General features: G+C 46.2%; 22 protein-coding genes and 1 tRNA gene. 10 read left to right on the top strand and 13 right to left on the bottom strand.

Annotated features, from left to right (window positions below):
• Positions 1-51 precede the first annotated feature (51 nt).
• Complete coding sequence (locus WCK19_RS14405) at positions 52-4,227, bottom strand: adenylate/guanylate cyclase domain-containing protein (protein WP_342398089.1); 4,176 nt, start codon at positions 4,225-4,227, stop codon at positions 52-54.
• Between the two features lie 200 nt (positions 4,228-4,427).
• Between WCK19_RS14405 and WCK19_RS14410 the strand changes: the two genes are divergently transcribed.
• From WCK19_RS14410 to WCK19_RS14430, 5 genes are all read left to right on the top strand, one after another.
• Positions 4,428-4,793, top strand: coding sequence for a response regulator (locus WCK19_RS14410; RefSeq protein WP_342398090.1), 366 nt, complete (start codon positions 4,428-4,430; stop codon positions 4,791-4,793).
• A 63-nt stretch (positions 4,794-4,856) separates the two neighbouring features.
• Positions 4,857-4,928, top strand: a tRNA-Met gene (locus WCK19_RS14415).
• Between the two features lie 118 nt (positions 4,929-5,046).
• On the top strand, positions 5,047-6,573 hold the full coding sequence (gene tilS, locus WCK19_RS14420) for a tRNA lysidine(34) synthetase TilS (RefSeq protein WP_342398091.1): 1,527 nt from the start codon (positions 5,047-5,049) through the stop codon (positions 6,571-6,573).
• Positions 6,574-6,595: 22 nt separating this feature from the next.
• Positions 6,596-7,174 carry a hypoxanthine phosphoribosyltransferase gene (gene hpt / locus WCK19_RS14425; RefSeq protein WP_342398092.1) on the top strand — a complete coding sequence of 193 codons (579 nt, stop codon included), beginning with the start codon at positions 6,596-6,598 and terminating at the stop codon, positions 7,172-7,174.
• Positions 7,175-7,197: 23 nt separating this feature from the next.
• Entirely contained in the window at positions 7,198-7,812 is a 615-nt protein-coding gene (locus tag WCK19_RS14430) for an HAD family phosphatase (RefSeq protein WP_342398093.1), read from the top strand.
• 62 nt (positions 7,813-7,874) lie between these two features.
• Here the strand turns inward: WCK19_RS14430 and sucD are convergent, their stop codons facing one another.
• Complete coding sequence (gene sucD, locus WCK19_RS14435) at positions 7,875-8,729, bottom strand: succinate--CoA ligase subunit alpha (RefSeq protein ID WP_342398094.1); 855 nt, start codon at positions 8,727-8,729, stop codon at positions 7,875-7,877.
• Positions 8,726-9,877: an ADP-forming succinate--CoA ligase subunit beta gene (sucC, locus tag WCK19_RS14440; RefSeq protein ID WP_342398095.1), complete on the bottom strand. Its 1,152-nt coding sequence runs from the start codon at positions 9,875-9,877 to the stop codon at positions 8,726-8,728. Before sucC ends, sucD begins: the two co-directional genes overlap by 4 nt.
• A gap of 307 nt (positions 9,878-10,184) precedes the next feature.
• Here sucC and WCK19_RS14445 point away from each other — a divergent pair, with 307 nt between their 5' ends.
• From WCK19_RS14445 to WCK19_RS14460, 4 genes are read left to right on the top strand one after another with little or no spacing between them, the layout of a single operon-like run.
• Positions 10,185-10,829 carry an L-threonylcarbamoyladenylate synthase gene (locus WCK19_RS14445; protein WP_342398096.1) on the top strand — a complete coding sequence of 215 codons (645 nt, stop codon included), beginning with the start codon at positions 10,185-10,187 and terminating at the stop codon, positions 10,827-10,829.
• 3 nt (positions 10,830-10,832) lie between these two features.
• Positions 10,833-11,687 carry a hypothetical protein gene (locus tag WCK19_RS14450; protein WP_342398097.1) on the top strand — a complete coding sequence of 285 codons (855 nt, stop codon included), beginning with the start codon at positions 10,833-10,835 and terminating at the stop codon, positions 11,685-11,687.
• Positions 11,688-12,299, top strand: a complete 612-nt coding sequence (locus tag WCK19_RS14455) for a DUF402 domain-containing protein (protein ID WP_342398098.1) — start codon at positions 11,688-11,690, stop codon at positions 12,297-12,299.
• Positions 12,296-12,601, top strand: coding sequence for a hypothetical protein (locus WCK19_RS14460; RefSeq protein WP_342398099.1), 306 nt, complete (start codon positions 12,296-12,298; stop codon positions 12,599-12,601). The genes WCK19_RS14455 and WCK19_RS14460 overlap by 4 nt, the downstream gene beginning before the upstream one ends.
• On the opposite strand, the gene WCK19_RS14465 is transcribed toward WCK19_RS14460, so the two are convergent.
• From WCK19_RS14465 to WCK19_RS14500, 8 genes are all read right to left on the bottom strand, one after another.
• Positions 12,598-14,742 (bottom strand): hypothetical protein, encoded by a 2,145-nt coding sequence (locus tag WCK19_RS14465; RefSeq protein WP_342398100.1) that lies wholly within the window; start codon positions 14,740-14,742, stop codon positions 12,598-12,600. The two genes, WCK19_RS14460 and WCK19_RS14465, sit on opposite strands and share 4 nt — an antisense overlap.
• Positions 14,743-14,773: 31 nt before the next feature.
• Positions 14,774-15,598 (bottom strand): NAD(+)/NADH kinase, encoded by an 825-nt coding sequence (locus WCK19_RS14470; protein ID WP_342398110.1) that lies wholly within the window; start codon positions 15,596-15,598, stop codon positions 14,774-14,776.
• 5 nt (positions 15,599-15,603) lie between these two features.
• Complete coding sequence (locus tag WCK19_RS14475; RefSeq protein WP_342398101.1) at positions 15,604-16,488, bottom strand: TlyA family RNA methyltransferase; 885 nt, start codon at positions 16,486-16,488, stop codon at positions 15,604-15,606.
• Complete coding sequence (gene ruvC / locus WCK19_RS14480) at positions 16,481-17,008, bottom strand: crossover junction endodeoxyribonuclease RuvC (protein ID WP_342398102.1); 528 nt, start codon at positions 17,006-17,008, stop codon at positions 16,481-16,483. The genes WCK19_RS14475 and ruvC overlap by 8 nt, the downstream gene beginning before the upstream one ends.
• Positions 17,009-17,016: 8 nt before the next feature.
• Complete coding sequence (locus WCK19_RS14485) at positions 17,017-17,781, bottom strand: YebC/PmpR family DNA-binding transcriptional regulator (protein ID WP_342398103.1); 765 nt, start codon at positions 17,779-17,781, stop codon at positions 17,017-17,019.
• A gap of 80 nt (positions 17,782-17,861) precedes the next feature.
• On the bottom strand, positions 17,862-18,794 hold the full coding sequence (locus tag WCK19_RS14490) for a GNAT family N-acetyltransferase (protein WP_342398104.1): 933 nt from the start codon (positions 18,792-18,794) through the stop codon (positions 17,862-17,864).
• The gene (locus WCK19_RS14495) at positions 18,794-19,111 is read right to left on the bottom strand and encodes a chorismate mutase (protein WP_342398105.1); all 318 of its coding nucleotides are present in this window, start codon (positions 19,109-19,111) and stop codon (positions 18,794-18,796) included. Before WCK19_RS14495 ends, WCK19_RS14490 begins: the two co-directional genes overlap by 1 nt.
• Before the next feature lie 41 nt (positions 19,112-19,152).
• Positions 19,153-20,007 carry a 3-hydroxybutyryl-CoA dehydrogenase gene (locus tag WCK19_RS14500; protein WP_342398106.1) on the bottom strand — a complete coding sequence of 285 codons (855 nt, stop codon included), beginning with the start codon at positions 20,005-20,007 and terminating at the stop codon, positions 19,153-19,155.
• A gap of 344 nt (positions 20,008-20,351) precedes the next feature.
• Between WCK19_RS14500 and WCK19_RS14505 the strand changes: the two genes are divergently transcribed.
• Positions 20,352-21,650, top strand: a complete 1,299-nt coding sequence (locus WCK19_RS14505; RefSeq protein WP_342398107.1) for a glycosyltransferase 87 family protein — start codon at positions 20,352-20,354, stop codon at positions 21,648-21,650.
• 104 nt (positions 21,651-21,754) lie between these two features.
• Here WCK19_RS14505 and WCK19_RS14510 read toward each other — a convergent pair whose 3' ends face one another.
• Both WCK19_RS14510 and WCK19_RS14515 read right to left on the bottom strand, forming a co-directional pair.
• Positions 21,755-25,561: a DUF11 domain-containing protein gene (locus tag WCK19_RS14510; RefSeq protein ID WP_342398108.1), complete on the bottom strand. Its 3,807-nt coding sequence runs from the start codon at positions 25,559-25,561 to the stop codon at positions 21,755-21,757.
• Positions 25,562-26,259: 698 nt separating this feature from the next.
• On the bottom strand, positions 26,260-26,819 hold a 560-nt coding region (locus tag WCK19_RS14515), incomplete at its 5' end, for a hypothetical protein (RefSeq protein WP_342398109.1).

Consider the following 26,819-nt stretch of genomic DNA (forward strand, 5'->3'; position numbering starts at 1 on the left):
CACTATTTATAACGCAGACGGAAATTGAAAAATCACAGGATTCTAAAAAAATTATTTCCCGTGCAAAATGGTTCTGGCTCGTTCGAGGTCAAAGGGGATGTTGAGATGTTCGAATATTTCAATAGCACAATTCAAGTGGGTTTTACGTTCTTCGCCATAACTATGTCTGCCGATTTCAAAATGTGCCAGCCCTTGCTCGTAAGGCATACCCAATCGCAAGGCGTGTCTAAGGCTACTGATCCATAGTTTGTGCGCTTTATCTGTATTCCCTGAAAGCCAGTAGTATAAGCCCCGATATAACGTTGCGCGTGGTAATCCAATCGGAAAAATACGCGCGTATTTATCCATTGCTTTGCACGCTTTTAAAGTCGAGTCGTGGATTTCGCCAAGTGAAAATCGAAACTCTTTTGCTGCTCTCGTGCTTGATTCACTCTCCCAAAGTCCCAGATAAACTTCTGCCACTCCGCTATAACCTTCATAAGAATATACGGTAGAAGGGGGAGCTTGTGCTATTAACCGGGCGGCGGTAGCAGCAGCCTGCCGGGCAGCATATTGCCATTCCTGCAACCGCAAACGCGCCGATGCCAACAATCCATAGAAACGGATTTCATCCACTTTATCCAGCGTTTCAGTTAACAGACTTGATGCCATTTCCAAATAGCCGATTACCTCATTACTTTTCCCGGTGCGTAAAGTGCAAGCAGCTTGCCCTAATAGCGCCCATGCCTGTGACTGTGCATGTCCGTTGCTGTGCGCCTTGTTATAAAGTTCGTTATAGTATTCTGAGGCTTCGGAATAACTACCCCGATGTTGAGCTACATATCCCAACAATACTAAGCTTTCCTCCCAACTACGTCGGTTGCCAAACTCCTCGTTAATTCGTACTGCTTTTTCAAGAGATTCATAGGCTTTCCTCCAATCTCCTTTGCCCAGACGGTAGGTTCCGGTGGCTTGAAAAACCCATGCTTTAACCGGAGATTGTTCAATATTTTGTACCATCTTTCCGGCTGTCTGGTCGTAAGCTTCGGCAAACTGACCAAGTCCCATCAAGCTAAGCGCAATACACATATTTGCGTAAAGCCGGGCGCGTTCTGGAGTTTGCTTGGTATATTCCGCTAGATTTATCGCCTGAAACGATGAATAAACTGAAGGCATTGTGGCGTTATCAAAATAATGAACCTGCCCTAATCCTTCATAAGCTTTCGCTGCTTGCAATAAGGTTTCGGAGTCGAGTTCCGTTTTTGGCGGCAATAAGAGTCTTACCAACCCGGATTTCCCTCTTGCACGGTGCAATGTTTGTACACCAGCCTGTTTTATCAGGCTCAACGCCAATTTTCGGCGGGTTTCAGGAAAAGGCACACCTAGTATAGACAATGCTTTTTCAAGATGAATGCGGCTTTCATCTAAATTACCCAAACCATAATGAGCTTCCCCAAGTTGACGCTCCCATTGTGCATTTATCAAGGCTTGAGAAGTTAGGTTGTTTCCAGAGTTAGCCCCAACCCCAAATCGCTCACCGAAAATTATCAAGGCTTCACTGAAAAAACGCACCGACTCTTGGTATGAACCGCCTCGAAGCGCTTCTTCACCGGCTTTACCCAAATATTCGAGCGCTTTTATCCTAACTTCGGCTTTCCTCCAATGGTGCGCCAGCAGCGCGTAAAGCGGCGTTAGGTCATCCGCATAGGATTGCTCATACCATTCCCCGATTGCGCGGTGCAATTGCCGCCTTTGGGAGAATAGCATAAGGTTATAGGTAACTTCCTGTGTAATTACATGCTTGAAAATATAGGTAAGTTCGGGGTCAGGCGATTCTAACGGAGTCAAATCTAGTTGCGCCATTATTGAGAGGTGGTCGGGAAGTTTTGCCCTGTCTTGTTCAACTGGATAAATGTCCCTTAGGATACGATAGGCAAAGATACGCCCGATTACGCTGGCGGTTTTTAGAGTTAATTGCTGTTCCGGGCTAAGCAAATCTATACGGCTGGTGATAACTCCTTCAACTGTATCAGGCAGGTTGAGGTTACTTAAATCTCCGGCAGAAGGCGCAACCCGGCACTCACTTTTAATGATTTGGATTACTCCTGTATCTCTTAAAGCGTATGCCAATTCCTCAACAAAGAAAGGATTACCCTGAGCCTTGTTGCGTATTAAATTTGCCACCGATTCTGGTAATTCTACTACTCCCAACCGTTCACATGCCAATTCAACCACATCTTTTGGTTGCAAGGTATCCAGTTGTAATGATGTAGCTTCTTTAGTTTGGGCTAATTGCCGCAACTCAGAAGCATTGGTTTCTTCTAGAGGTCGTAAAGCAATTACCAGCAAAAGATGAGGCAGTTCACGTTTGGCTTGCACTGCTAAAGCCCAAGAAAGTGAATCTAACCAATGTGCGTCTTCCAATATAACTACTTTCGGTGAGCGCGTAGTGGATACCTCTAAGACTTTCAACAAAATGTGGAGAGTATTGTCGGCACGCGCCTGCCCTGCAAGTTGGTTAGTTATCTCGTTTTCTGGCAAGTCAAGCATTAGAACCGTATTTAGTAATGGGGCAAGCTTCAAAAGATCCGGCTCAAGCTCTAGCAGGTCAAGAATATGACGGCGGCGGTCTTCAGGTTCAGCCAAAATCTCAAGGTCGAAAAGCTGGCTGAAAATACTGCGCCAAGCATAATATGGAGTAGATTTCTCAATCGAGTCGCCTGCGCCTGAAAAAACAGTGACACGCATTTCACCCGCTTTAAGTATCAATTCCTGTACTAAACGCGATTTCCCGATACCAGCTTCGCCCTCGATTAGGATAACGCCGCCTTGTTTCTCTGTTTTCAAAGCTACCAGCTTTTCCTCAAGCTGTTCCAATTCTTTTTTGCGCCCTACCAGCGCGTTAAATTGACGGTGGTCGCGTTTTACCGTTCCGGTAGGGCGAAATACTGCGACCAGTCCGCTTTTACCTTTTAGGGTGATAGGAGAAAGGGATTCAAAATTGAAATTTGATTGGCTTGCTTGGAAGGTAGCGGTATCACACAGGATTTCATCTTCGCTTGCTTGCATAAGTCTTGCAGCAAGGTTTACTACATCTCCTATTACAGTATATTCGCGCCGCCTTTCATTGCCTACCAGACCGCAAAAGACGCGCCCAGTGGATACTCCAATAGGCTTGTGGTATCCCAGTTCCCGCATTCGCGCATGAATTGTCAGAGCAGCTTTCAAGCCTCGCGCGGGGTCATCTTCATGCGACAGCGGCGGCATGCCGAACCCTGCTACTAATGTAGCGCCTTTATCATCTATACTTAGCTTATTGATGCTGCCTTCGTAGTGGTAGATGATTTTCTGTAATTCTTGTATTAGGGTTTGCGCTTTTTCTAATGTTCCCTTTTCAGAAAAATTAAAGGAGGGGAGATTAATGAATAGAACAGTAATGCGCCTTAACTCTTCCAGCCAATCGCTTTGTCCGGTGTTAAGGCGTGCCAGCACCGTTTCCGGTATATAGGAACGAATCCAAAGTTCGGCTTCAGGCGTAGTTTCCGGCAAGAAAAGCGGAGCCGGTTCAGGTAGTTCCAGCACTGCTGAAAGATTAACATTGCCGCCTTCTCGAAGCTTTCCGCGACACTTTCGACTTACTAATTCCCATGCTTCGGGCGATAGAAGCGCCTCTCCGGGTTGGGCAACCCCGATAGCGTTGTTCATTTGAGCCAGGGGAGTGCCAGTGAGTTGTACTTCCCAGCGAGGCGGTAGCTGATTACCGTTCTTGTCCTGAAAATTAACGCCACCCAAATGTATAGTGAATAATTCTCCTGCGCCAATACCGATTCGTATGAACAGGCGGGCTACTTCAGAGGGGGCGTAATCGTTCAACCTTTCTTGAATCTCAATGGCACATTGAGTAGCGCGTAATACGGCGGTTTCAAGAGTATCTTTGGTATTGCTCACATTCCATACTGCTAACACTCCGTCTCCGGCGAATTTTACTACATCTCCTCCGTGCAAAAGCACACATTCGATAAGTTGCCCGAAGTAGTTGTTAAGCAACGCGCTGAGAGTTTCAGCACCAACCGGACCACGTTGCGCCAATTGCTCAGCGAGAGTGGTAAAGCCTGAAATATCGGCGAACAGAGTAGCGGCGGGGAAATGCTCTACTTGGGGTTTGTCATAGATGGCTAATGGATCAAGCCCTCTCCGCACTACCAGCGCCGGAACATAACTAGCGAGGGCTTCCGGTAGCGTTGTCATTTTAACTCCGTTTTACCCGCAATGAAATGCAACTTAAATCCTACTTAACATTTAACAAATTAGCTATTCTTATTGTACACCAATAAAGATAAGATTAAAATTTAACACTTTTCAAGTCATAATATGTTATCAATTTCAGGTGAATTTGAGCTTTGAATCCGCTATAATAGGCTTCTGGAAGCTTCATAGGAGTGCTGAAAATGGTGAAAATTCTTCTTGTGGAAGACAATGAGATGAACCGGCATATGCTTTCCCGGCATCTTGAATGTAATGGTTTTGAAGTAATACATGCGGTTGATGGCGGGCAAAGCTTGACGGTAGCCGGAATTGAACAGCCTGACCTGATTCTGATGGATATGAGCTTGCCTGTCTTGGACGGCTGGGAAGCAACCCGCCGCTTAAAAGCTAACCCAATGACCAGAAAAATCCCGGTTATTGCGCTTACCGCTCACGCTATGTCAGGAGACCGCGATAAAGCTTTTGCAGCGGGTTGTGATGATTATGATACCAAGCCCCTAGAATTAACCCGCTTGTTAGATAAAATGCTGGTATTGTTAGGGAAATAACCTATATCTTGAGAATGTTTGACTCATGCTCTTTATAGGAGTATTATATATCAGTAATAACAACGCGGGGTGGAGCAGTGGCAGCTCGTTGGGCTCATAACCCAAAGGTCGTAGGTTCGAATCCTGCCCCCGCAACTTATCTTTTTACTACCGTCACACATACGCCAAGTTGCGATGTGTGATTTTTATTTTGACCACTATTATGAGCTTAAATACCGCTTTAAATCAATTTTTTGATAAGTACGCTCAGCGAATGACTTCGAGTTTTAGCCCTATTCGTGTGTTGGTTGGGGTTTCGGGCGGACCCGACTCGGTAGCTCTTTTGCATGCTTTGGTAGGCTTGAAAGAAGCCTTGAATCTTGAAATTCACGTAGCGCATTTAAATCATGGTATTCGTGGCGAAGAAGCCAAAGATGATTACGATTACGTCATAGAATTGTGCAAGTCGCTTTCGGTGCAATGCCATCTGAAAGATCAGGATGTCCCCGCTCTGGCAAAGTTGCTAGGCGCGAGTTTGGAAGAAGCTGCCCGCCGCACCCGCTACAAGTTTTTCGGCGAAATAATGACCAATTTCGACTTTCCTCTGCTATTGGTAGCGCATACTGCCAATGATCAGGCTGAAACGGTGTTGATGCGTTTATTACGCGGTTCGGGTTTGCAAGGCTTAGCGGGCATATTGCCGCTTTCTCACTTGCCCTATAGCGAGGCAGCTAATTTATGGGTAGGTCGCCCTTTGCTGGAAATATGGCGCAATGAAATTGAAGATTATTGCTCTGTTCACAAGTTGACACCACACCATGATTCTACTAACCATGATATGCGCTATACCCGTAACCGTATTCGGCATGAGCTTTTGCCTTTACTGGAAGAAAAATATCAGCATGGAGCTGCCGCCAGCCTTGCCCGTTTTGCTAATTTGGCAGCGGACGAAGAGGAATGGCTGGATGAACTAACGGCGGCGGCGCTTTCTAGCGTTGCAGTGGAGCAGGAAGGCTGGATTAATCTAGCTTCCGAGAGAATTGTTGCTTATGAAGAGTGGGCGAGCATAGTTAGGGCTAATCAAAGCGGGAGTTTCTTCATTGAACCCAAGATAGCTAGAGATTGGGATGACCGTTATATTGTATTCAACCTTGCCGGGTTTTCACGCTTCCCGTTGGCTTTACAGCGACGGACGCTTCGATTGGCTTATTTCCGGCTCAAAGAGCGCTTGGAGAACTTGGAACATAAGCATATCGAAGGTATTTTAGCTAACCTCGATAAAGTAGGCTGGAAAATAATATTGCCGGGGAATATGCAAGCGCAGGTTTACAATGAGAATCTGGTGTTAGGTTTTCGGGGACAGCTAATTCCCGATTTTGGATTGCTGCTGGATGAAGCTCAGGCAATTGAAATAGAAGCTCCTGCTCGCATAAATTTCAAAGGGGCATTGCTTGAATGTGATGTATTTGAAGTAGATGAAGAAATTGATTGGGTAACAGACCGTTGGGTGGCAAGGTTGGATGCCGATAAAACGGGCGCAAAGCTGCTAATTCGAGGGCGAAACATCGGAGAACGCTTTAAACCTTTAGGTGCGCCCGGTCGTAAGAAATTGCAGGATTACATGGTAGATGTGGCAATCCCACGCCAATTTCGGGAGCGGTATCCTTTGGTAGTGCGGCTACCGCAATCTGCCGAAGATAGTGATAAAATTGTATGGGTGGTAGGGTTTGCTATCGGGGATGAGTTCAAGGTGACAGATGAAACCAGCCGAATTTTAAGGCTTTCAATCAGTTTTACATGAATCCATAAGGAAGGGCTATTGCATGCAGGAGCAGAACAATATTGAAGACAATATAGCTCGGATTTTGATTGATGAAGAAACTTTACAGGCGAAAATAACAGAACTGGCAATTAGAATTACCAGCGATTACAGCGGGCAAGATCTCTTGCTAGTTGGTGCGCTTAAGGGTGCGGTAATGTTTATGGTTGATTTGTCGTTGCAAATCAATCTTCCTCTGGAAATGGATTTCATGGCAATATCCAGCTATGGTTCCAGCACCCGGTCGAGCGGGGTTGTGCGTATCATGAAAGACCTTGATAAACCAATTGAAGGTCGCAATGTGCTTATTGTAGAAGATATTGTGGATAGCGGGTTGACTCTCAATTACCTTTCTGATAATTTGTGGGCGCGTAACCCTAACTCCTTGCGTATCTGCGCCCTACTCAACAAGCCGTCCCGCCGAGTTAGCAATGTGGAAATTGATTATATCGGCTTTGATATTCCAGATGAGTTTGTGGTAGGATATGGGCTTGATTTTGCCGAACGCTATCGCAACTTGTCTTATATCGGGGTTCTCAAGCCCGATGTTATTACTAGCGCTCTCGAAGAAGAAAAGCAATAAAAATCATTTCATAACAGGAATTTATGATTAAAGCTATAGTGGCTGATTACGGTGGGGTGTTGGTTGAAGCTCCTTCCGGGCGCATCAATGTTGCAAAATATGCCGATGCGTTGGGAATTGACCCGCTAAAATTTAAGGCGGGCATTTTTGGTGAGCAGAATAAATTGTGGAACCGTGCTAAGGTTGGGTTGATTTCAGAGGCAGAATATTGGGCTGGAGTCGAAAAAATCTTGCAAATAGGCAGCGAAAAAATCGAGTGGGTAAGGCTAGGCTTTTATCATTCGGTGCCGGTTCAGACCGAGTTTGTAGATTATCTGAAATCGCTGAAGGCTAATTATAAACTTGCCATACTGAGCAACGCTATTCCTTCTTTTACGGAAAACTGGAGAGCTTTAGGTTTTTATGACTGGTTTGATGAAGCGATAAATTCCAGTATAGTTGGGCTTGCCAAGCCAGACCCCGCGATTTACCGTTTAGTCGCCGATAGTTTGGGAGTTGCGCCGGAGGAATGCGTTTTCGTGGACGACCAGAGCAAGAATTTGGAAAATGCTATGAAGCTTGGCTTTAGCGTTATTCATTTTCAGAATGAAACTCAGGTAATTGAGCAGCTAAAGGCGCTTATTTTGGATATAGAATAACCGCTAGGACACCGGGTTATAATTCTTCCCGGTGTTTTCCCCCTAGCGGCTATTATTCCATCTTAAATCAGGTCGGCGATTTGCGCCGGGCTATCTGCAACCTTAATACCGTACTTTTTGAATGCGGCAATTTTCTCAGCCGCAGTACCTTCACCGCCGCTAATAATTGCGCCTGCATGCCCCATGCGCTTGCCCGCCGGAGCGGTTTGTCCTGCGATAAAGCCTAGCACTGGTTTAGTGACATGATGTGCCACGTATTCGGCTGCCAGTATTTCAGCATTACCGCCGATTTCACCTAACATCACTATTATTTCGGTGTTGGGGTCTTTCTCGAATAGTTCCAGCACATCTATAAAGCTAGTGCCGATAATCGGGTCGCCCCCGATACCCACCGCAGTGCTTTGCCCATAACCTTTTAATGTTAGAGCATTCACTACTTCGTAGGTAAGCGTCCCGCTCTTGCTCACTACCCCGATATTGCCGGGAGTGTGGATATAGCCGGGCATGATGCCTACTTTAGCTTCGCCGGGAGTAATAACACCGGGGCAGTTAGGTCCAATCAAGCGTGCGCCCTTGCGTTTTACATGGTGGAAAACCTTGATCATATCCTGTACTGCAATGCCTTCAGTGATGCAGATAATCAGTTCAATGCCGGCATCAGCCGCTTCCAAAATTGCGTCTGGAGCGAATGGAGCAGGCACATAAATTATCGAAGTATTGGCGCGAGTCAGGTCAACTGCTTGCTGCACGGTGTCAAAAACCGGTACGGTTTCAAATTTAGTACCACCCTTACCGGGAGTAGTGCCTGCCACAACCGGAGTGCCATATTGTAGCATCTGGGTGGTGTGGTAGCCACCCTCTTTTCCGGTGATACCCTGCACCAGAAGCCGGGTGTTTTTGCCTACCAGTATGCTCATTTTCCAGCCTCTCTTTCATTGGCAATTGTCACCACTTTTTGCGCTGCTTCTGCTAGAGTTTCGGCACTACTTAGGTTTGCTTCTTCCAGAATCTTGCGCCCTTCTATACTGTTAGTACCCACAAGGCGAATGACAATTGGGATGCTGGTTTTGATTTCGGTCAACCCGGCAATAATACCTCTTGCTACATCATCTCCACGAGTGATGCCGCCAAAGATGTTGAACAGAATAGCATTAACATTAGGGTCGCTTAGAATAATGCGAATTGCCGCGGTTACTTTTTCGGCTTTTGCGCCGCCGCCAATATCTAGGAAGTTGGCAGGTTCGCCTCCGTAGAGTTTGAGCGAATCCATAGTTGCCATTGCCAGACCTGCGCCGTTAACCACACAACCGATGTTACCATCTAGCTTTACATAACTCAAGCCAGCATTACGAGCTTCAATTTCAGCCGGTTCTTCCTCATCAAGGTCACGCAGCGACTCAAATAATTTTTTGTGGCGGAACTCGGCGTTATCGTCAAACACTAGTTTGGCATCTAACGCCAGCCAATCACCTTGTTCGGTAATAACCAGCGGATTGATTTCGAGAATCTCGCAATCATTTGATATGAAGGCTTTATAAAGTTCTTTGGCAATGGTCATAAAGCCACGTTGCTTATCGGCGGGCAACCCCAACCCGATGGCGATGTCGCGTGCCTGATAATCGAGCAACCCCATGAAGGGATCGGCTAATACTTTGATGATTTTTTCAGGGTTTTCTTTGGCAACGTCTTCAATTTCCATACCGCCTTCGGCGCTAGCCATAATGGTAATGCCTTTGGAAGCGCGGTCAATAATCATGCCCAAATAATATTCCTTGGCAATATCGGCGGCATCCGTAATTAGCACCTTCTTAACGGTACTGCCTTTAATATCCATTCCCAGAATTTTGGTAGCATTCTGCTCAGCCGAATCAACGGTGGGACTAAACTTCACGCCGCCTGCCTTGCCACGCCCACCCGCATGCACCTGTGCTTTGACGACCACCGCTTTACCGAATTTCTCGGCAATTGCTCTGGCATCAGCAGGAGTAGTGGCAACTTCGCCTTTCTGCACCGGTATAGCATATTGGCGCAGAATTTCTTTGGCCTGATACTCATGTATCTTCATGGCCTCTCCTTTTTAATTTGAATTATTGAGGTTAAGCGCAACAATTTGCGCACCCACCGAGAAAATTATTTTTCCACAAACGCTGGATAAATTGTACTCTAGCCACCCATCCTTCGCAACTTATTGGGTTGACGCTAGACTATACAATGTTGCTAAATTATATATAGGTTAGGTTATGTAATTCACAACAAGGCTTTTGTATAGGCATTGGTATGCTATAATGAACCTAGTTTTAGCAGGTATAGCTATAATTCTAGCTTGTCGAGTATAACATAATGTATCACAAACTTTTATTTTATTAATAAGTATGACTTCATTTCCAGCAAATCTGAAAACTCGGATTATCAACGCCGATGACTCCCGCGCAATCTCGATTATAGCTGATGAGATTCGCCGGGGTAATTTAGCTGCTTTTCCAACCGATACTGTTTATGGAGTTGGTACTATTGCTTCCAATGCCGAGGCGGTTACGCGCTTGTACAATGTAAAGGGGCGGCGTATGCAAAAGCCAATTCCGATTCTGGTAAAAGGCCCGGAGCAACTGCCGCTGGTTGCCAGAGAGGTGAACGATTTGGCAAACCTTTTGATAGAGAAATTTTGGCCCGGCGCTCTTACCCTTATCCTGCCTCGCCATCCAGACCTGCCAGATGTTATTTGCGCTGGCGGTGATACAATCGCGGTGCGAATGCCCGCGCATGTCCTAACACTGGCGCTTATTCGCGAGGTTGGCTCGCCTTTGGCGGCAACTAGTGCCAACCAAAGCGGCAAGGATAGCCCTTTAGATGTGCATGGTGTGTTGCTGAACCTTAAAGGGCGTATTGAGGTAGTGTTAGATGGCGGTATGTGTCCGGGCGGGATTGATTCAACTGTGGTGGATACCACCGGGGGAGTGTTGAGGGTGCTGCGAGAAACCGCCATCCCTGCTCGTGTCATTCGAGAGGCTCTGGAATAGAAAATGCGAATAGACCGGATTATAACCCTTGTTTTCCTGATAGCAATAACGCAAGCTTTCCTGCTGATTTTTGACCCAGCGGGCGGTTTCTTTGCTACTAATATTGACCAAAACCTTGTTTTTCCTCTGACTGTCATTATTCTGGCGGCATTGGTGCTTATTACAATGGGAATTGCGGACGCAGTTGTGCGAAGTCACCCGCAGATTTATTTGGTCAAATTACCGACGTTGCGTCTTGGCAGGAATAAATTTGAAATTGCCCCTTTTGCTTGGATAATACCGGGTATGTTGGTTGTGGGTTCATATCTGTTTATCCGGTTGTTTGCCGATGCGGTAGTACAGATAAGTGGAACGATTTTATTCTCGTTACTCATTTTGTTGGTAGTAATAGCTCAATATTACAGCCTTGGGCGGCAAAGCCGCTACTATGGCTGGGCGGTAATCGGGCTGAATATCACTACCTACCTTACCGGCTTTCTTATATTCAGTTCGGTGTATGTAAACAAATGGCGTGCCTTTATCAGCGCTCCGCTCATCGGGCTAACCGGGTTGCTGCTGGCATACGAGCTTTTAAGGCAGACTCGCGCACCCGGCGGTAAGGTATTAACAGCTTGCCTGATAACTGGCATTATTCTCGGCGAGGTTGCATTTGCGCTCAATTACTGGGCGGTTAGCGCATTGGTAGGGGGAATAGTACCGCTGCTGATTTGCTATATCCTCATTGGTTTGTTACAGGCACATCTAACGGGCAATCTGAATAAAGCGGTGCTGCGGGAATATTTGGCGGTATCAGTAATCAGCATTGCCTTAGTGGTTTGGGCGGTATTAGCGAATATAAAACTTGGTTCCGGTTCATAAATGGATAATTTGCTACGTATCGAATCTTTTAAATATCCTGATATAGATCGGTATTTTTATCCGGCGCAGCTGTTGGAAGATACCGCCGAGTTATTGTTGTCTTACACCCCCTCTGGTACGCCTTTTTGGAACGGCAAGAAACAACGCCTTGAACATTATGAAAATCACAATCTGACGCTACTGTTTCCAAAAAAGGATTTTAACATTATTATTGCGTGGCGTGCTAACTGGGATTTTCATCACTACTATGTCAATATTGCGCTGCCGCCTGAAAGGGACGGCTCACTATGCCGCTATGTTGACCTCGACCTTGATGTGATGCTATTAACAGATAATAGTGACCGTGTCCTAAAAGGCGAACGCACTGCGGGAAAGTTCGTGCTTGACCGTGAGGAATTCGAGGAGCGTAAACGGGAATTTATTTATCCAACTGAGATTATAGAACGCGCCGAAAAAGCGTTGGAAGAAGTTCTATACAATATTGAGTATAGGATTTTCCCTTTTGACGGTTCTTTGTTGGATTGGCGACCTGCCACAGCAATTCCTAATTTCAAAGGGTTGCTGAATCATAAAGGGCTGTGGTTAACAAAGCTAAAGGAAGGTGAGGCATGACAAAAAAACCGGGTGAAGGTGAAGCTTCAGAGGAATACACGCTGTTACTTGCGCTAGATAGGTTGGAGAGTTTGCGGGAAGATTTGGATGAAGTAGGCTTTAGTACCTTGCGAGAAGTGGAAGCAGTTCTTTCTCTTTCTGGGCGAGGGCAAAATGGAGAAAGCAGCGACCTGAAAAACCGCCTGTCCTTGCTCGAAGAAATTCGCGATGAAATGCAGGATTTGGGTGTAGATACTTATCAGGAGATAAACGACCAGATTAATCTGCTGCACTCTCAACTTGATTCGGATGAAGCTGACTAACCGCAATTCGGCGCGGTAGAATTGCTGATTACGAACGGCAGAAATGCAATAGCTTGAGTGCGGTTGCCCTCTTTAGTGCCGGGTTCGGCAGTTTTGAACTGTATCCGATTATCGCCCGGTTGCAAGGTTAGTTCAAAATGCAGGGGGGCGAGTTCGGTTCCAACCTGTGCCTCAAAGACAATGCTTTTATTTTGCCAAAGTTGTAAACGCCGCGCCTGATTCCAGCTATAAGCAGATGTATCAAATTTCGCCCGTAATGGCTGTTTGCTAGGGTTAAAAAAATTAACTTCTGCATTACCGTCCATCCATCTAAAAACCTCACCCGATTCGGTAAACTGACGTTCGTTCCAGCCTCCCAACCTACCGGGCAATATTGCTTTAGCGCCGCATGGCTTGGTTGCGCCCGGCAAATCCGGCACACGCCACACTACTATTTCTGAATCTCGGTAATACGGCGGAGCAGCCTGAAAGACTTCGTTTATATACTCAAGGTGTGCTTTGCGATAGGAATCGCTGACGGTATCGGTCAGGTTCAGGTGGTAAATTACGTAACGGATATTGAAATAGTGCAAAACCGCCGGAGTATTTTCGAGAGTGTTGGGGTCGAATATATCGCGGGATAGCGCAGAAGGGGTGGTACTACGCAACTCCTTGATACCGGGCGTTTGGGCAAAGGGATAGGGCAAGGCACGCGCAATATACCCGCCCACCATTGGCTTTTCATGTGCGGTTTGATAGTACATTGCCAGCACATCGCTTTTATCGGGTAGGTCAATTACTGCAAAATTGTCCGGTGTATCCGCCAGCTTTTGATAAAAGCTATTAATAGAAGCCTCTGCCAGCGGACGAGGGATAGGTATGAACTCCAGAAAGATTAGCAGCGCCACAATGGCAGGAAGCGTCGCTTTAAGCCTGTAGTTTTGTACCCGTTTGAGCAAGAAATCCAGCCCAAAAGTTGCCAGTATCCCGCAAACTAGCATTACCAGAATAAGGCTTACCAACGGGCGGCGGGCAATATCCCCGAAAGGGAGGGCATACAATAAGCGGTTGGGAGTGAGGATGCCGTTTTCAGCATCGGCGGCTTTAGCGAACAGGTTATTACTAGAGTCGAAGCGCAAGGTAGGACCAAGCGCTAGTTCGAGGAAAATCAATCCCGTTACTCCCCAAAACCATTGCTTTTTGAAATTAACTGCCAATCCCAATAACGCTAGTGCCAGCGCAATGAACCCCAGAAAAAGCCAGCGTTGATTTGCATTATCGCTAAAGCCGAACGCTTTCCAGAAAAAGGTGGGGGCAGGTTTTATCAGGTCGAGGAGCGCAACGGAATTGAGCCAGAAATTCAAGGTGCTTTGCCTTCCGACATTTTGTTCGCCCCCTACCGCGCCGGCTGTACGCAAAACTATCGGCAATAACGCTACTCCCGACAATAGCAGCGTACCAATCCCGCGCAATAGTAAGCCGCGCCATTTTTCTTCACGGCTAATCAAGCGGTAAAGCAGGATTAGTCCGGCAAAAATCAGCCCGTAATAGGTAAAATACCAACTTGTCAGTGACATCAACACAAAAGAGAAGGCGGTAAACCCGGCGTACCCTTGCCAGCGACCTTTACCTTTTAGTGTTTTGAGATATAGTAGGGCAAAGAGTGGTAGCCAAAATGCGGAAAGCAGTTCCAATTGTCCAAGATTGAGCCATAATGAGATGATGGGGCTGAAAGCAAAAATGAACCCTGCTATTATGGCAGCGCTATAATTATTGCTCAGGTAGCCTGCCAATAGGTAGGTGCAATAACCCGCCAGTGTAATTGCCAGCAAAACCCAAATATTAAAGGTTACAACCAGCCCGAATAGATATTGGAGGGGAATGGAAAGAGTTCCGGTAGTAACATTAAGCGGGTCGAGCAACAGGTCAATGCGTTGGGGGTAATAGAGCATCTCGGTGTAATAGGGCAAGGCTCTAAGGTCTATAAGGCTGTGCTTTACCCACCAAAGATGCCAGAGGTTTTGCCAGCCGTCACTACCGGGTGTACTGATAATGCGGCTGCCCAAATTCAGAACCAACGGATAAGTGAAAATGATGGCTCCTAGCAAGTAAAGCCCAAATGGTATGGCGTGACGAAACCAGAAGCCAGAACTGTTTTTCAATTTACCCGTGTTTCATCCTCAACTTACTTAATTAACCGCCACGCCGTAAACGATTGGCAAGGGTTTTGTAGAAGTAGGTTTTATCTTGCAGGTGTGCAAATCCGGCGGTAAAGGGCGCAAGCGTTACTCGCAGCATATCTTTGTCCTGTATCTGGAAGTCAGGTTGCCCATCAACTGTAACAGAAGCGCCCTTGCGCGTTCCAACATGCAGCGTGATAGAAGAATCACGCGGCACTAACAGATGGCTTAGGTGTGTAAGATGCGGCGCAAGCGCGGATAACACAATTGCGCCCATATTTGGCGCTAGTACCGGACCACCTGCTGCAAGGTTGTAGGCGGTTGAGCCGGTGGCAGTGCTTACGATTAAGCCATCGCCGAAATAGGTAGTGACATATTCGTTGTCAATGACCAATTGTACGTCAATAATACCGGAGAGATAAGAGCGACCCAACACAATATCATTCAAAGCCTGATATTGCCCTAGCACTTCGCCTCCTCGGATGTGTTCGGCTCTCAACATAACGCGCTGTTCGACCCAGTGTTCGCCTCTTATAAAAGCGGGAATTTTATCAAGGGCTTCCTCCCGACTCAATTCTGCCAGAAAGCCGAAACGCCCGAAGTCCACTCCTACAATTGGCACACCGTTTGCGGCGGCAAGGTTAGCGGCGTGAAGGATTGTACCATCACCACCCAATACAAAAACCAGTTCGCAGTCTGACATGCGTTTGGCATATTCGCCTTCGTCCGGTACAATTCCTCTCCAGACATTGATGCCTTCCCGCACCAATAACCTTTCAACCCCATCAGCCAATTCTTGCGCTTCGGGTGGAGGCGCAGGGCGGCTAACCACTACCATTTGTCTCACAGTTCCATTCTCCCTAATAGTTGTTCAAGGCTGAGTGCAGCCGGGGTAATGTTGTTATCTACTGCTTCCTCAACAGCTTGTAGATGTGCCAAAAATTCGAGATTCCCCTCAGTTCCGAGGATTGGTGAGCGGATTAGCCCTAGCAGGGTAAATCTATTAGTATTCCACCATTCTATCAAATCTTCGAGTACGGCGCGATGCACAGAGGCATCTTTTATTATACCACCCTTCCCCACCCGGTCTCTGCCGGCTTCGAATTGCGGTTTTACCAATACCAACAGCGGAGCATCAGGAATAATAAGATTTCGCACTGCCGGTAGTACCAATTTAAGCGATATAAAGCTCACATCTACGGCAGCCACTTCTGCTAACGCTGCTCCCCTACCGGGTTCAATCTCCGGCAGGTTTTCACTATAACGTACGTTGGTGTGATCCAAAATATAAACGCGGGGGTCTTGCCGCAAGCTCCACGCTAATTGACTGTTGCCTACGTCCAGCGCAATCACCTTACGCGCCCCACGTTGCAAAAAGCAATCGGTGAAGCCGCCCGTACTAGCTCCTACATCCAGCGCGAGTTTTCCGGTTGGGTCAATCTCGAAAACATCGAGGGCATGTTCAAGTTTAAAACCGCCTCGACTGACATATTTGAGTGCGCTACCCTCTTTCAGAGTAAGGGTGTGCGCTTCGACAGGATTCAGGCTTTGTCCTGCTTTATCAATGCGGCGCGTTCCAGCCAGCACCTGCCCCGCCATAATCAGAGCCTGCGCTTTCTCGCGGGTTGGCGCGATGCCCAATTCCACTAGCCATTGGTCAACGCGCTTTTTATCGGATTCAACCACAATTTCCGGGGGTTTTTTTGTAGAAGGGCGCGGTTTAGCCATTTTGCGCCTCCAATCGTGACATAAAGCGCCTACTACGTATATGGCAGATGGCAATTGCTAAGGCATCGGCGGCATCATCCGGTTTTGGAATATATTCGAGATTCAGCAGCACCCGTACCATTTCCTGAACCTGATCTTTCTGGGCGCGTCCATAACCCACCAACGCTTGTTTAACCTGTAAAGGGGTGTATTCAAAAACGTCAATATCATGGTTGGCAGCGGCTAATAACGCCACCCCCCGCGCTTGCCCTACTGCTATTACCGTGGTGGTATTTTTATTGAAAAAAAGCTCTTCAATGGCTAACTCTGATGGAAAGGCTGTTTCAAGCAAACCTGTAAGTTGGCGATAAATTTGCTGCAAACGTTGAGGCATTGGTAGGCGCGGCGATGTGCTGATTGCGCCGTAATTTACCAGTTCCAGCGAATCGTCCGGTCGTAAAAGTACCAGACCCCAGCCCATTAAAGCCGAGCCGGGGTCTATGCCAAGTACCAGATTTTCATCTTTGTATGGTTTGGACAAGCGAAAACCTACTGGAGAGCCGCAACCTCATCGCGAATATTCAGGTTGCTATAAACGTTTTGTACATCGTCAAGGTCTTCAAGCCGTTCCATCAACCGTAGCACTTGCAACGCTTTGGCATCATCCAAATCCATAGTAGTTTTGGCATTGAAGATTGCTTCGCTGGAAATTATTTTGATACCGCCTTTTTCCAATGCTTCTTGTACCTTCCGCATATCTTCAAAGCCGGTGTACACTTCCAGTTCAATAACCTCGTCATCTTCTCTAACTTCCTGTACATCGCTTGCACCTGCATCAATCGCGATGAGCATCAGTTCTTCGGGGTCATACTTTCCAAGCTCAATACGAATTAGCCCTACATGCTCAAACATCCAGCTTACCGAGCCGGGTTCACCGTGATTGCCGCCACCTTTAGTAAAGGCGCTGCGTACTTCGGAAGAAGTGCGGTTGCGGTTATCGGTTAGAGCCTGTACCAATACGGCTGCTCCGCCAGCCCCGTAGCCCTCGTAGAAAATTTCTTCAAGCTGCATACCGCCTTCACCGCCGCCCATGCCTTTTTCTACGGCGCGTTTGATATTATCCACTGGCATGTTTTCGGCACGCGCTTTCTGAATGGCTACACGTAACTTGAAGTTGGTGTCAGGATCAGCGCCGCCACCCTCTCTAGCCGCAATCGAGATTTCGCGAGCGAGCTTGGTAAAAGCTGCGCCTCGTTTGTTATCAATGATGGCTTTCGATCTTCGGATTGAATGCCATTTACTGTGCCCTGACATACTTTATTTCTCTCCTCAACCCCGGATATCCTTACCCGTATCGGTTTGCATTACTTTCTTTATTTTGCGGACTCAATTAATTATACCATTCTGTTACGAACCTTATCAACCGTCAGAGATAATTCGTATAATCGCATACGGTCTTCAAACCTTAGCATAAATCCTGTTTGTTCAAGGATTTCGTCCAGTTTCGGATTTGTCGGTAACATCATAACTAGTGAATATTCCACCGGCTTTGCTATTGCATTCTGGGCAAGATATTGTGCCAATTGAGCTTGTATTTGTACATCACCGCCCATCCAAGTGACAAATATCTCGTGCTGATTTTCCCATTCTTCGCAGTTAAACATACTCAAGGCTTTAAGGTTATCCTTCTCAAAGCCTCCGGTCACGGCATTTTTCGCCAGCTTGCCTTGCAAATCCTGCAATTCCAGCTTTCTCCATGTCCATGAGTCGCAATGAAACCCCTCGTCAAGTTGCCATTCTTTCGAGTTAATAATAAAGTCCCAAGCTAACTCTAACTCATTGGGATGCAAGAAACGAAAAGTGATATTTGCACTTTCCCCCAATGGGATAATACTTTTCTGACCTGTAGCGTAACTATAAGAAGCTACAAGGCGGAAGCCGAAACGTTCCGCCAACCGGTGCATTGCGATATTGTCTTCTCCGGTGCTGTAGCATAGCGCGTACATTCCCTCTTGTTTTGCTACATTTAGCGCGTGTTCGAGCAAGCGATAGGCTAAACCGAGTCTTTTAAATGGGGTGGCAATCCGTACTCCAGACCACCAACCGGCTTTTGCGCCCGATTCGTTCACTGCTTTAAGGCAGTAGAGTCCGGCAAGCTGTTGTTCAATCTCAACTACAAAAACCTTGCTGTTCGGTTCGGAAAGCCTTTCCTTCCACACAAAAGGAATGTAATCGTTACCGCCCCATACATCTTTGCAAACTTCTTTAACTGCTGGCAAATCTTCCAATTTGCCTACCCTGAATTGCGGGGTTAATTCACGTTGCATTAAGACTCGGATTCTTCTGTTTTCTGGGTCAATTGTTTTTGTTGGTGTTCTACGAAATAATCGAACATTATTAGATACAATTGCTCCACAAAAGAAGGGTCAATCCCGTTTTCAATCGCAAGCTGACAGGCTCGCTCAAGAACTTGGCGTTCGCGTTCAGGTACGCGCACCTTATCGGCGCTTGGCTTCAGTTTGCCCACTTCTTCGACAATCCGCGCACGTTCGCCTAGCAGCGTAATTACCTGTGCATCAATGCGGTCTATTTCTTTACGAATAACGGCGAGCCTTTGCCCGCGTTCTTCCTCGGTCAAAGTCAATTTCGCCCCCTTAAATATCAGGCGACCACACTAGTACGTGGTTACTTACTATAATCGTAAAAGCCTTTGCCGCTTTTGCGTCCCAACATACCGGCAGCAACCATCCTTTTTAGCAAAGGTGGCGCAGCGTAGCGAGTATCTTTAAATTCATCAAACATGATATTGGCAATGTAGTAGGTGGTATCGAGACCTACAAAGTCTAACAAGGTAAGCGGACCCATCGGGTGTCCACAACCGAGTTTCATTCCCTCGTCAATATCTTCCTTGCTGGCAACGCCTGATTCAAGGGCGCGAATTGCATCAAGCAAATAAGGAATTAGCAGTAGGTTTACGATAAAACCGGGAGAATCTTTTGCCAGTACCGCTCTTTTGCCAAGTTTCTGGCTGAACTCTAGCAATGTGGCAATGGTTTCCTCGTTGGTAACGAGAGTTTTGACCACTTCTACCAACTTCATCACCGGCACCGGATTAAAAAAATGCAGTCCGGCAAATTGCGCCTGCCTTTTGGTAGCGGAAGCCATTTCTATAACGGTAATTGAAGAAGTATTGCTGGTGAAAATAGCTTCAGGCTTAACTATTTTATCTAGCGTTGCATACAGCTTGCGTTTTTCTTCAAGGTTTTCAATTATCGCTTCAATTATTAAATCGCAATCTGCTAGGTCTTCCAGATTGGTAGTACCCTTGATTCGTTTGAGAGCGTTATCAGCTTCCTCTTTGGAAATCTTTTCTTTCTCAAGCTCTTTACCGATAAAGCCCTGAATACGTCCGACACCTTTTCCAAGCAAATCATCGTTAATCTCATGTACTACGACCTGAAAGCCGGATTGAGCGCTAATCTGTGCTATGCCACTGCCCATTAAGCCACAACCGATAACGCCCACTTTTTGAATTGCCATGAACTGGCGCTCCTCCTAATATAAAATTTCCTCTCCGCGAATAGTCCAACGGGCTATAATTTTAGCATATTTTAGAGTGATAATTCTTTGTCTGCTCGGTTGAATATAAGGTATTGTCCAGATAATGTTGGCGATTAATCGTTCACCTGAGTCAGAATTAGAATTGCAACAACGAATTTGCCACAAAACCCTTAAAAATAGCAGCATTATCCAAAAGACGAATTGACAACCTTTAATGGGTTGGCTATATTTTACCATACGAAAAATAGTGAAATTTTTTACTTTGGCAGTGCATCATCGGCGTTGTTATTGCCGAGTTGTTTAGTGTAACAACAAAGGTATTAGTGCAACCATATTCTGAAGTCAGGGGGCAAATTCGTTCCCTCTCTCCCGGTTATAATTTCAGACGCGACTGGATGGCGCTTGCTTCAGTCGGCGTATTAACAATTGCTTTTCTGGTTTTTACCATCGGGCATAGCGTAATGCCTACTCCTGATGATGTGGACTTGTATTACCAGTACGCGAACAAGATTTTAGGCGGCTCTGTCCCTTACCATAATTTCAATCTTGAGTATCCACCATTCGCGCTACCCTTCTTTATTTTCCCGGCGATTTTCAGTAATTCGGTGGGCGCTTTTTCACCAACCCGTTATATTTTGCTGTTTCAAGCTCAAAGTTACCTGCTAACGCTTGGCACTCTATATTTGGTTTGGAATTTACTTTGCAAAGTTTATCCTTCGCTAAAAACAAACTGGCGTATTTTTTATTTTGGCTTTTCTAGCCTGTTGATTTGCCTCTATATTTTCCGCCGTTTTGATGTAGCGGCTACCTTTCTGGTGGCGCTTGCTTTTTACCTGTTATTTATATGGCAAAAACCGGGATGGGGTGGGGCAATGCTAGGCTTAGCCGCAGCGGCTAAACTATACCCGGCAGTGTTGTTACCGGTATTGCTTATTTATTTTTGGCGAGGCAAGGGAGACCGGGAATTTGCGCTGAGAACTGGCGTAGGCTTTTTCATGGCGGGTGGCATCTCCACTTTACCGTTTGTGTTAAGCAGTTTCCCCGGTATCCTCGAATTTTTGAAATATCACAGTGAGCGTGGAGTACAAATTGAAAGCGTTTTTGCTAGTATTATCTGGGTGGGTAGTACGCTCGGTCTAACTAACGTGGCTTCTTCGGTTGATCACGGTTCGATAAATTTTGCTTCCACATGGGGTTCTACGCTTGCCAGCCTTTCCACTTTGCTGACGGTTGGGGGGCTTTTAGCCTTTTACGGCTATCTCTGGTGGATTACCAGAGCAGGGGGGCGCAGATTGCGTTCTGATTGGGTATTTCAGGCTTCCACTATAGCGGTGTTCTGGTTTATTATCATGAATAAAGTATTATCACCTCAATATCTGATTTGGTTGCTGCCGTTTGTGGTGTTCTGGCGCGGTTCGCAAGCCTTGGTTTATTTTGCGGCACTTCTCCTGAGTTTTATCGCTTTTCCTTTCATGGTGTTAGGCGTGAAAGCTCTTGACTGGCAACCTATGGTGGTGATTCTTGCCCGAAATGTGTTACTTATAATACTATTTGTTCTTACAATCCGTAGCTTTATCCGTATATCCGGGTTTCCACCAATTCTGCGAAAACAAACTGAATAAATAATATAAACCTCCTGCTTGTTGTATGCGGGAGGTTTTTTTTTATTATTCTGAGCTAATTACATACTTAGGCAAGGGGCTTACGCCCCTTGTTTATCGTTAGATTATTTTAGCCCTTCGACTTTGCGCCGAACCAATAAACCAAGCGTAGCTAGTATAGTTAACATTAACAAGCCTAGAATTGCCACTGGCATATAGCCTGATGCCAATTCACCTTGTTGATGTCCCGCTCCGGTATTAGGGAAGCCGGGTACACTGGGTGTTTTTGGATTTCCCGGAGGTGGTTGGTTGTCGCTCGGCGGTGTTCCACCATCGGGCGGTATCGTTACGGTAACAGCGCTGCCCTTGCTGAATGACGTTCCACCGATGTCGCCGGTAATGACTGCGGTGTTATCGAAACTTCCGGTTGAACCGGGTTGCACCTCTGTAGTAATAACCAGCGTGCCAGATGTACCGGAGGCAAAATCACCAAGACTAACTTGAACCGATTGCCCGTTAATCGCAACAGTACCAAGCGAGGAAGTTGCCCCCGTTACCTTGAAAGGCAATGGCACTTCGTCCTTGATTAGCGCATTATTTACAACATTCTGACCAGCATTGGCAAAATTAATAGTAAATTTGACGGTCTGTCCTGCTATCGCGGAACTAACATCGGCAGTTTTGATAATGGTAGGGTCGGTTGGTGGCACGCTAACGGTAGCAGTGCTAGATTTTGTAATAGGTTTCCCGTTTACATCTCCGGTCAAACTTGCAGTATTATCAAACCTGCCAAAACTACCGGGCTGAACTTCAGTGGTAATAACTAGCGTGTCGGACGCGCCCGCCGCAAAATTACCTATAGTGACTTGAACCGATTGCCCGTTAACCGCAACAGTTCCAAGTGAGGAGGTAGCCTTCATTACCTTGAAAGGCAAGGGTACTTCGTCCTTGACTACCGCATTGTTAACCGCAATTGCGCCGGGATTGGTAAATTTGATGGTAAATGTAACAGTTTGACCGGGTACCGCCGAACTTACATCGGCAGTTTTGACGATGGTAGGGTCGGTAGTTGGGACTTTTACAGTGGCGGCACTATTTTTGCTAAAGGGCTGCCCGTTGATACTGCCCGTTAGGAAGGCGGTATTATCGAAACTGCCACTACTTCCTGGTTGCACTTCGGTAGTAATAATTAGCGTACCGGATGCGCCTACCGCAAAAGCACCGATATTAACTTGAACCGCTTGCCCGTTAACTGCAACAGTACCAAGCGATGAGGTAGCACCTGTAACCTTGAAGGGCAACGGCACATCATCCTTGATCACTGCATTGGTAACATCCAACGGACCGGGATTTATAAAGTTTATGGTGAATCTGACAGTTTGACCCGGTACCGCTGAGCTTACATCGGCAGTTTTGACAATAACCGGATCGGTTGGCGGTATTGCTACAGTAGCGGTACTACTTTTAGATATAGGGTTGCCATTCACATCACCAGTGAGGATAGCAGTATTGTTAAAACTTCCGCTGCTCCCTTCTAATACTAGGGTAGTAATTGTCAGAGTAGCAGAAGCCCCTGCTGCAAAAGTGCCTATATTAACTCGGACAGCTTGCCCGCTAATCGAAACGGTTCCAAGAGTAGAAGTAGCGTTTTGTACTTGGAATGGTAACGGCACATCATCGCTAAGCAAAGCATTATTAACTACACCCGGACCCGGATTAGAAATTGCAATACTAAAAGTAACAGTCTGACCGGGTGTCGCTATTCGCTTATCCACCGTTTTAAGGATAGTTGGGTCAGTAGTAAGTGGAGGCTGTGGAATAGCGCAAGTAATCCTCACGCTGCTGCTATCATTAGTTTGGATGGAATCTTGATTATCCTGATGAGTTTTACGGGCTAGGTTAGTAACCGGAGTACATTGCTGGTTTACAAAAGTTGCTGCAATTTGCAATGTGACTATGCGCCCTGCTCCCATAAGCCCGATGTCCCATACTCCGGTGGTCGGGTTATAAGTGCCTTGTGAAGTTGAACTGGTGACAAGGTTCAAGCCGGTTGGCAATACATCTGTCACTTGAACACCGGGCGCCTTACCGGGTCCACGATTGGATACAGTAACGGTAAAGACTAGAGTTTGGTTTCCGGTTGCAATTTGAGTATTGGCAGTTTTAATAACTTCAATATCTGCGTTCTCATCTACGATATTGAGTAGCGTCTGCGTGTTTTGGCTGGGGAAGTTAATCCAAACATCTAATCCTTTACGGTCACCAAATGCGCCGTCACAGTTACCATTGCCGTTACTCAATGTAGAGCTACCAAAAGTTCGTTGGCTAGGTACTGCCGTACTGTTATAACCGGTAAGGCTAACCGGAATAGCGGGAGGGTTTAGACCACACAAAGATTGACCTATCACCCCAATAACTGTACCGTTAAGGGTTCGATAACCTCTATCATCGTAGTAAGTGGTGGAGCAGCCAAAAACCAAGTTATTACAGTTTCCTGTAGGGGGGTTCTGTAAAATAAAACCCGGTGCGCCCTGAATGCTATTTTCTGCATCCAATAGGGGGAAGTGATATTCACCGGCTTGCACTTGCGCTACTACACGGTACCCATTGCCTACCGGGAAAAACACTCCCGAATTATCGCGTCCATCCCATACGACAGTTTGAGCGCCGCTATTGCGAAAACCGCGAAGCACCCGGTTTTGTGGATTAGCAGGGTCAAAACTAACCCCGTCACGGCTAATTACTATTTGGTATGTACCTGCTATATTGCTGTTATAGGAAAAAGTTCCACCGCTACTATATACGCTGGTGTTACCTCTTAAAGAGCCGATAAAATTCAGATTGCTGATTATCGGATTCGGTGGGTTAGGGTTGATTTTTAGCACACTATACAGTTCAGTTGGTAGAGAGTTAGTATTGGGATTGCTAAAAAATATGGGGTATTGCGGTGGCGCAAGCGATACGCCTCCCTGAACTAATTCCAACCGATTAGTATTACCCTGAACATCGTGATAGAGAGGTGTCACACCATCACTATCAAGATAACCAAGATTATTTGCATAAATCAAATAACCGTTTGGATCAAGTTGGTTCAATTTGGTTTCGTAACGATACCCATCATTTGTATAAATGTAGATGGTAGAATTAATAGGTCTATGATTACCGCCTGTAAACATCGCGAGTGAATATGAAAAGAGGCGCTCTCGAAGATCCGTAGTGGAAGCAGTATCATTAGAGCGTACTGTTACATCCCATGCCGATACACTGGTTGATTGTCGAGCGTCGTTAAGAAAATTGATAACTGGTCCAAGTGGGTCTAAATTTTGATTGTCACTGCTAAAACCCTCTGGTCCGGTGAATACAACATCATAAACTCCAGTAGCAGGAGCCTGATAATAGCATGGCAAATAGTTATTGGTAGTTGCGGCTCCAACTGAAATGGCGGTAGGTCCACCCAATTCACGAAGGCGCGTATCTATTAATCCTCTTCCACCTCCCTGAACACTACAACGGAATACGCTGGATGTGGCTGGATCTGGTACAGTTTCCCTTCCAAAAGGTCCGGTGATAACTCCCTGAGAGTAAATTGCAATATCTCCTAGCTCTATTCCCATTGCGCTAGAGCCAACCAGAATGTGTTCACCAGTACGAGCAAACACTTTTAGTAGAGTGCGGCGGGCGATTTGAGAACCGCTAGGTCCGTAGAAACTGGTACGCCATTCTAGGTTTGCGCGGCAGAAATTAGGGGCATCTGCAAAGCCATATTGAGGACCGGTAGCGGAAGCGCAATCGGTAGCCGGATCAGTTGGGTATAAATCCCTGCTACCTTCGGCTCTTGCTGAGGCTGGTTGGAAAAATAATACACTCAATACCAAAAATAAGCTAGGCAGAATCCACCATTTACGAAATCGGTTAGTTTGTTTAACCTTCATGCTCTCAAGTTCCTCTGATCCGTTTGTGGGTAAAAAATTACCCGATGATAATTCCATAGTTTTATCCCTCATCACTGTGAATTTACTCAACTATTTGAAGCGCAGGTTCTTATTTTTCATAGAAGCAAAATCCTACGCAAAATAGAATCACCAATATTATTCTTCCGAAAATGTTTGGATAAATTATCCCCGAACCTTATTAAAGATTATTAACAAGCAGCAAGTCATACTCAAAGGTAAGCGGTAGCCTGCTACACCAAATCTTTGAGCCAATATTAAAAAGTATTAAGATTATACCATGTAAGTTCTAGCCTATACCATTAAAGTTTTGAAATCCACTCTAATAATCCAGTAATGGTTTGGCAAAAAAACGACCTAAAGGGTAGTCGGTTGTACATTTATAATTGTCTTTTTGCTGAGTATAATCAATCAGGCAGCGACCTCTTAGGGCTTTTCAACCGGAATTGAAGGAGTCAAGTGTTGCTCTGAGCGCGGCTTGTTTCTATTTTGTAATGCTGTTGGGATGGATTCCGTGCTTCTGCTGCGATTTGGGTAAGTGTTTTATTAACCTTCAACGTTTCCTGTACTATCTAGCTGAGGCTTACTTGGCGGGTCATTACATATTTGGTTAAGAAACGCAATAAAAAAAGCCCCCTCCCGTACTTTGGGAAGGGGCAAGCAGCTAAAATTCACGTGAGTTATGGTTTGCGTATAAAACCGCCAAGCACCGGGATGCTATAGAGTTCCTTGTTAAGGAAGGCGCGTATTCCGGCAAAAACGGCAACGAAGCCAAAGGTAAGTTGGATTAAAGGTTCCAAAAGACCGGTCAATAATACGTCTTGGAAGCCACGTGCAGGAATTAGGTAGAACAATTGCAAAATCGCTTGTACTACCACATATCCAATTGCAAGGAATAAGGCTTGTTTGGAGTGGAAGCCCGCCAAAGGGTTATTCCGAGAAGCTAACATGATTGCGAATGGGGCGATCAAACCGAATAGCCCTTTGAAATACCAACTAAATGAGAATTGAGTGGTACTACCTCCAAAATCTACAATCCTGATTCCCAGAAGTGACGTGAAGCCAAAAAAGATAATCCATAAATAAGCAATCAAGCTTAAAACCCGGTCGTATGCGTCAGCGGCATCTACTCTGGCAACCGGCGCTGTTAGATTCTTCATAGCCTGCGCGGCTTGTTGCTGATATTGTGGAGGCTGACCATAAGGCGGTTGTCCCTGCGGAGGCTGACCATAAGGCGGTT

The sequence above is a fragment of the Candidatus Chlorohelix sp. genome, from assembly GCF_037138995.1.
Classification (GTDB): domain Bacteria; phylum Chloroflexota; class Chloroflexia; order Chloroheliales; family Chloroheliaceae; genus Chlorohelix.